The following is a 1793-nucleotide window of genomic DNA, read 5'->3' on the forward strand; positions in this document are numbered from 1 at the left end:
CGAAGAGACGACGCATTTCTCCATCGTCGACGCCGATGGCAATGCCGTGGCCAACACCTATACGCTGAACTTCAGCTATGGCACCGGACTGGTGGCGGACGGCACGGGCATCCTGTTGAACAACGAGTTGGACGACTTTTCCGCCAAGCCCGGCGTGCCCAACGCCTACGGCCTGATCGGCGGCGATGCCAATGCCGTGGGGCCCGACAAGCGGCCCCTTAGCTCGATGAGCCCGACCTTCGTCTTCGACCCTGAGGGCGCGCTGTTCCTGGTGACGGGCAGCCCTGGCGGCAGCCGCATCATCACCACGACCCTGCAGGTGATCATGAACGTCATCGATCACGGCATGAATATCGCCGAGGCGACGAATGCCGTCCGGATCCATCACCAATGGCTTCCCGACCAGCTGCGGATCGAAGAGGGGCTGAGCCTCGATACCGTAAGGCTGTTGGAAGGGATGGGCCATGCCGTGGAGGTTCGCGATGCCATGGGCAGTACCCAGTCGATCCTGGTGACCGAGGGCCGGCTGGCCGGTGCGTCAGACCCGCGCCGGGCCGGCGCGCTGACCCTCGGCTATTGACGCGCCCATCGTCGCTCGCTTGATATGAGGCGCTGGCGCTTTCAGAAAGGGCCGACTGAGGCGCGCTCAAGCGCCGCACCTCGCAACCACGTCCGGCATGATGCCCCGGCCGGCGGTCGACGGACGGTGTCGATGGCCAAGGAAACAGGCTTCTGGGATGGCGAACTGCCGAAGGTCGCGATCTCGGAGAAGATCCGGTCTTTCTATCGTCTTTGGCAGGATAAGCGCGGCGACCGGATTGCGCCGGCCAGATCCGATTTCGAGGTCGAGGACTTCAGGCCCTGGATCGGCCGGCTCATCATCTACGAGGTGGTCGGTGAGGCTGAGGATTTCCGGTACCGGCTGGTCGGCACCGATCTGGTGCGCGTTCATGGCCTGGACCTGACCGGCCGCGTCGTCAGCGAAGCCTGCTATACGGCGGGGAATGAACGGACGCTGGTCAATCTGGCCGAGGTCTGCCGCAGATGCGAGCCCAGGTACCGCAATGATGGTCAGGTGACGGTCAAACAATGGGCGCGGGCGATGGAGCGCCTGTTTCTGCCGCTGTCCAGCGATGGCCGGACGGTGGACAAGATCATCTGCTTCGTCGCCATGGAAGAAGAACTGGTTCCCCGCTACGAGCGTCCGGACGCTTCCTCGATCTCGTGGCCGTTCGGATAGCAGCGGGGCCGGCGGCGATGCACCGCCGGCCCAGGCACTGCAGATCGGCAAGGACAGCCGGCCTTGGCCCTACTGCCCCCGGACCAGGCTCTTCAACATCCAAGCCGCCTTCTCGTGCTGCGCAATCCGGTCCACGGCCATGCCCTCGGTCACAGCGTCCCCGGCCTCTCGCGCCGCGTCCAGGACCGCGCGGGCGGTGCCGATGACGTTGTGCTGGCCCGCCAGCAGGTCGGCCACAAGCTCTGCAGCCGGCGCCTGCTGCAGCGGTGCCGCCAGCGTTCCAAGCCGCTGGAACTCCGCAAAGCTGCCGGGGGCTGGTGCCCCAAGCGCGCGGATCCGCTCGGCGATCTCGTCAACGGTGGTGGCAAGGTCGTTGTACTGCTCCTCAAACAGGCTGTGCAGCTGGGCGAACTGCGGGCCCTCGACATTCCAGTGATAGTTCTGCGTCTTCAGGTAGAGCGCATAAGTGTCTGCCAGAAACCGGGCGAGGGACTCCACGACGGGCCCGTGGCCATGGTTCGACCCTGCGTTCATGCTGTTCACGATGCTGTCC

Annotated in this window: 3 protein-coding genes; 2 read left to right on the forward strand and 1 reads right to left on the reverse strand. The window is 65.1% G+C overall.

All coding sequences use genetic code 11. From position 1 onward, the window contains the following. Positions 1-580 (forward strand): gamma-glutamyltransferase (locus Q0996_RS04780; protein WP_299616575.1); only part of this gene is annotated, 580 nt, incomplete at its 5' end. A 132-nt stretch (positions 581-712) separates the two neighbouring features. After that, a complete protein-coding gene (locus tag Q0996_RS04785; protein WP_299616577.1) occupies positions 713-1240 on the forward strand; it encodes a PAS domain-containing protein in 528 nt (175 codons plus the stop codon). 69 nt (positions 1241-1309) lie between these two features. On the opposite strand, the gene Q0996_RS04790 is transcribed toward Q0996_RS04785, so the two are convergent. Beyond that, the coding region (locus Q0996_RS04790) for a Dps family protein (RefSeq protein ID WP_322096639.1) at positions 1310-1793 on the reverse strand (484 nt) is incomplete at its 5' end.

Source organism: Pelagibius sp. (assembly GCF_028289705.1).
In the GTDB taxonomy this organism is placed as follows: domain Bacteria; phylum Pseudomonadota; class Alphaproteobacteria; order Kiloniellales; family Kiloniellaceae; genus Pelagibius.

What these genes read in the sequence shown, in the direction of transcription:
- Q0996_RS04785 (WP_299616577.1), top strand. Translation starts at nt 713, where the DNA reads ATGGCCAAGGAAACAGGCTTCTGGGATGGCGAACTGCCGAAGGTCGCG.